Source organism: Pseudomonas sp. CM27 (assembly GCF_013179515.1).
Taxonomy (GTDB): Bacteria; Pseudomonadota; Gammaproteobacteria; order Pseudomonadales; family Pseudomonadaceae; genus Aquipseudomonas.
This window is the reverse complement of sequence record NZ_JABMCN010000365.1, coordinates 1-3,910: the sequence shown is the minus strand read 5'-3', so window position 1 is coordinate 3,910 and position 3,910 is coordinate 1. Positions and strand designations below refer to the sequence as shown.

At 66.5% G+C, this 3,910-nt stretch carries 6 protein-coding genes and 1 pseudogene; 6 read left to right on the top strand and 1 reads right to left on the bottom strand.

Going from position 1 to position 3,910, the window contains the following annotated elements; translation table 11 throughout:
- The 6 genes and pseudogenes from HP547_RS27715 to HP547_RS27690 form a co-directional block, all read left to right on the top strand.
- Positions 1–246: pseudogene (locus HP547_RS27715) on the top strand (type II secretion system protein GspH); the annotation flags it as partial.
- On the top strand, positions 243–611 hold the full coding sequence (locus tag HP547_RS27710; RefSeq protein ID WP_172222297.1) for a type II secretion system protein GspI: 369 nt from the start codon (positions 243–245) through the stop codon (positions 609–611). The pseudogene HP547_RS27715 and the gene HP547_RS27710, both read left to right, overlap by 4 nt.
- A 157-nt stretch (positions 612–768) precedes the next feature.
- Entirely contained in the window at positions 769–1,359 is a 591-nt protein-coding gene (locus tag HP547_RS27705; protein ID WP_172288634.1) for a type II secretion system protein, read from the top strand.
- Entirely contained in the window at positions 1,356–2,432 is a 1,077-nt protein-coding gene (locus HP547_RS27700) for a GspL/Epsl periplasmic domain-containing protein (RefSeq protein ID WP_172288632.1), read from the top strand. The genes HP547_RS27705 and HP547_RS27700 overlap by 4 nt, the downstream gene beginning before the upstream one ends.
- Positions 2,429–2,815, top strand: a complete 387-nt coding sequence (gspM, locus tag HP547_RS27695; RefSeq protein WP_172288630.1) for a type II secretion system protein GspM — start codon at positions 2,429–2,431, stop codon at positions 2,813–2,815. Before HP547_RS27700 ends, gspM begins: the two co-directional genes overlap by 4 nt.
- Positions 2,812–3,471: a general secretion pathway protein GspN gene (locus HP547_RS27690; RefSeq protein WP_172288628.1), complete on the top strand. Its 660-nt coding sequence runs from the start codon at positions 2,812–2,814 to the stop codon at positions 3,469–3,471. The genes gspM and HP547_RS27690 overlap by 4 nt, the downstream gene beginning before the upstream one ends.
- A 50-nt stretch (positions 3,472–3,521) precedes the next feature.
- Here the strand turns inward: HP547_RS27690 and HP547_RS27685 are convergent.
- A partial coding sequence (locus HP547_RS27685; protein ID WP_172288626.1) for a murein L,D-transpeptidase family protein occupies positions 3,522–3,910 on the bottom strand: 389 nt, incomplete at its 5' end.

Here is a 3,910-nt window from a genome sequence, read left to right as displayed (position 1 = left end):
GGGCTGCGCTGGAATGGCCAGCGCCCCGAGTTCGTGCTGCGCGAGGGCAATGGCTGGGTGGTGGCAGCAACTGCCCTCGGCGATTGGCCCAAGGGCCTGCAACCGGACTGGCCCGCCAGCCCACAGCCGCGCCTGCTGTTCACGCCACACGGCTGGTCGCAGCCGGGCAGCGTGTACTGGCGCTGGGCCGATGGCAGCCAGCAGTGGGCATGGAGCCGGGCCGACGGCCTGCGGGTAGCACCATGAAGCAGGCACAGCGCGGTTTCACCCTGCTGGAAGTGACCGTGGCCCTGGCAATTGCCGCCGTGCTGGCGGTGATCACCAGCCAGGTGCTGCGCCAACGCCTGATGGTGCAGGACAACCTGCAGCAACACCGCCTGGGCCTGCTGTGCGCGCGGGAGCTGCAAACCCGCTTCGCCGTCGAGCAGTACTGGCCCGCCGCCAATCAGGTCGGCGGCGAACTTGGCCAGGGCGGCCAGTTGTGCCATTGGCAAATGCAACTGCGGCGCACCGGCGTGCGCGACTTGCGCCGTGGCGAGCTGCAGCTGTACGCCGACCGCGACCAGCGCCTGCCGCTGGGCCAATACACCGTGTTCCTGGAGCGCCCATGAAAAATTCGCCAATCCTCCGCGGTCCCGGTAGGAGCAGCCTTGTGCTGCGAAGAGGCCAGTGTGCCCAATGGACTTCTGTCAGTCGGTCGGACCTCTTCGCAGCACAAGGCTGCTCCTGCAAGGGCTCAGTGCAAGCATCAAATCCGAGAATCAACCCATGAAACACCGCCAGGCCGGCCTGACCCTGATCGAACTGATGGTCGCCCTGGCCCTGACCGCCTTGCTCGGCATCATGCTCGCCGCGCTGGTCAACGGGTGGCTCAAGGTACGTGAACGCCTGCAAGTGACTACCCAGGAAACCTCGGTGCTGGATTTCTGCCTGGCCCTGGAGCGCCGTTTCGACAGCCCGGTGCTGCGCCGCGTCTATGAGCAGCGCCAGCCCCAGACCAGCCGCTGGCTGGACTGGCAACCGGCAAGCAAGCAATTGCTGTGGGTCGCTACTACCGGCCTGCCCGAGGCCGAAGGCGGCTCGCGCCTGCAACGTCAGCGCCTGCGCCTGGACGCCCGCGAGCAGCGCCTGCTGCTGGAAAGCTCGGCCGACCTGTACGCCGCCACGGCCCCACACTGGGTACGACGCGAGCGGCTGGAGCGGGTCAGCGCCATGAATGTCCTGTATTACCAGGGCGGCCGCTGGCTGGCCTGGCCTTCCGATCAACCCGCGCACCCCGGGCGTGGCGTGCGTGTGGAACTGCAGCGTGACGGAGCACCCTATGTCTGCACTTTCGCCCTCCCTTGGGGGCGCTCATGAAGTTTGAATGGCGGCGGCATGCACCGCCACAGCCTTGGCTGTTGCTGCGCCCGGGCCCGGTCTGGCACTGGGCACTGGTTGCGGGCAGTAACGTGCAAGATGAAGGGCAGGGCGAGCCGCCGGCGAACCTCCAGGCTCGCGTGGCATTGATCCTGCCTGCCGAGGCCAGCAGCCGTTTCCGGGTGCCGGCGCCACCCGGGCTCAAGCGCGAAGAGTGGCCGTTGTTGCTCGAAGACCGCCTGCTGCAGGCCACCGAGGAGGTCGCCTGCGCCTGCCTGGCCCGTGAGCCTGGGCACCTTCGCCTGCTGGTGGTCGCGCGTCAGCAACTGGAAGACTGGCGTGGGCAGTGTGCCGCATGGGGCTTGCAGGTCGAGCGCTGCTGGGCAGAGTTGCAACTGCTGCCCACGCCTGAGCCGGGTAGCGCCTGGCAATGGCAGCGCACACCTGGTGTGTCGTTGTACAAAGGGCTGGCCGAGGACGGGCAGGAGCACTGGCTGGCATGGCCGCAAGCGCTGGGTGACGTGCCGCAGCAGCCGTGGGCGCAGCTGCAGACGGTGGCGCTGAGCGGCAATTGGCCAAGCATGTTCGCAGTGCTGGAAAAACTGCCCGGCCTGTTCGAACCCACCCGCAGGACGGGAGCGTTGCCGCTGGCGTCGCGGCAACAACGACGTCTGCTCGCCGCCTGCCTGGTGCTGGCCGCTGTATGGGGCGGCCTGTGGCTGAACCAGCAATGGCGTCAGGCGCAACTCTGGCGCAGCCAGGTTATTGCGTTAACCGGCGAGCAGGCCAGCCCGCGGCATGCCGCGCAAGCCCTCAAACGCCTGCGCGAAAGCGAACTGCAACAGCAACTGCACAGCCGCCAGCTGCACGGCCTGCAATCGGCATTGCAGGCGTGGCTGCGCAGCCACCCCGACTGGCGTCTGCTGGCGGTGCGCTTTGATGGCCAGCGCTGGCACCTGCACCTGGAGGGCGAGGGCAGTGCGCCGCCTTGGCAGGACATGGCCAGCGCTGCCGGCGCCTCCGTGCAGGTGAACGGTGGGCAGGTGGTGTTCGATCTGGGAGCGACCTCATGAACCGCGAATGGCTGCAACGTCATCGATTGGCCTTCGCCTGGGTACTGATAGCCCTGTTGCTGGCCTTCCTGGCCCTGCGCGCAGGTGTTGCGCAATGGCGAGAGCTCAGCCAGTGGCGCGCTTTGGCCGAGCAGGCTGCCGGCCTGAAGGGCGGGCCTGGGTTGAACCTGGAGCGGCTTCGCCAATCGGCCCAGGCACGGGGGATTGAACTGGCTGAGGTCGATGCGCAGGGCAGCACCTGGAAACTGCGCGGCCAGGTGGCTGATGGACGCGAGCTGGAAGGCTGGTTGCAGATGTTGCGAGCAGAGGGCCTACAGCCCTTGCAATGGGGCATGGAACGAGAGGGCAAGGGGTTGGGTTTTGATCTGGTGGTTCAACCATGAGGCGTCGGGCAGCGGCATGGGTTGTGCTGGTCTTCGTGTTGACGCTGCTGGTCGAACTGCCGGCCAGCTGGGTGGCGCGTGCGTTTGGCCTGCCCATGCGTGATGTCAGTGGCAGCCTGTGGCAAGGCGAGGCGCAACAGATGGGGGTGGTCGGCCCCTTGCGCTGGGCGGTGCAGCCTTGGCGCTTGCAGGCGAACCTGCAGTTGGGCTTTCAGGGCCAGACCTGGCAGTTGCGCGCCGAAGGCTGGCCGTGGCGCTGGCAGTTGCAGGCAGTGCCAATGGGTGCCCAGGCTACGGCGTTCACGGACTACCGCCTGGCTGGCCAGTGGCAGGGGACGATACGGCTGGAGGGGGGAGGGCGCCAATGTAGAGCCAGCGAGGGCCGCTTGACGGTCACCGACCTTGCACTGAGCGCCCCGTGGTCGCTAGGTTTGGGCGAGGGCTGGCTGGAAATCGACTGCGCCAGCGGCTGGCGCCTGCGTGGGCATCTGACACAACAGAGCCAGCATCAATTGACCCTGGAGGCCGACCTGCAACAGCGCCAGGCGCAGGTAGTGTTCGAATTGCAGCCCGAGGCGGCGCTGACGCCGTTGTTGCGTGGTGCACAGTGGCTCGGACCGCAAGCGTTGGCAGGGCAGCGAAACCTTCACTGGTAGGCAACTGATGTACGGATTTCGACCTGCAGAGCCTGCTGCAGGGCGCTAGGTCAGGGCCGAATCTCGATCAACGTCCCATCGCGCACCAGTTCCCACACTTCCTGCATGTCGCGGTTGCGCATGGCAATGCAGCCGTCCGTCCAGTCCAGGGTATGGAAGTACCATTCCGGGTAGTCATCGTTCAGCGGCGTGCCATGGATCATGATCATGCTGCCGGCACTCACCCCTTCACGGGTGGCGCGGGCTGCATCGCTGATGTTCGGGTAATTGATGTGCATGGCCAGGTTGAAACGGTCGCTTTGCTTGCGCCAGTCCAGCCAGTACAGGCCTTCGGGGGTTTTCTTGTCGCCTTCTCGTTCCTTGGCACCCTTGGGCTGCTTGCCCAGCGAGATACGGTAGGTTTTCAGCGGCTCGCCACGGCTGATCAACTGCAGGCGGC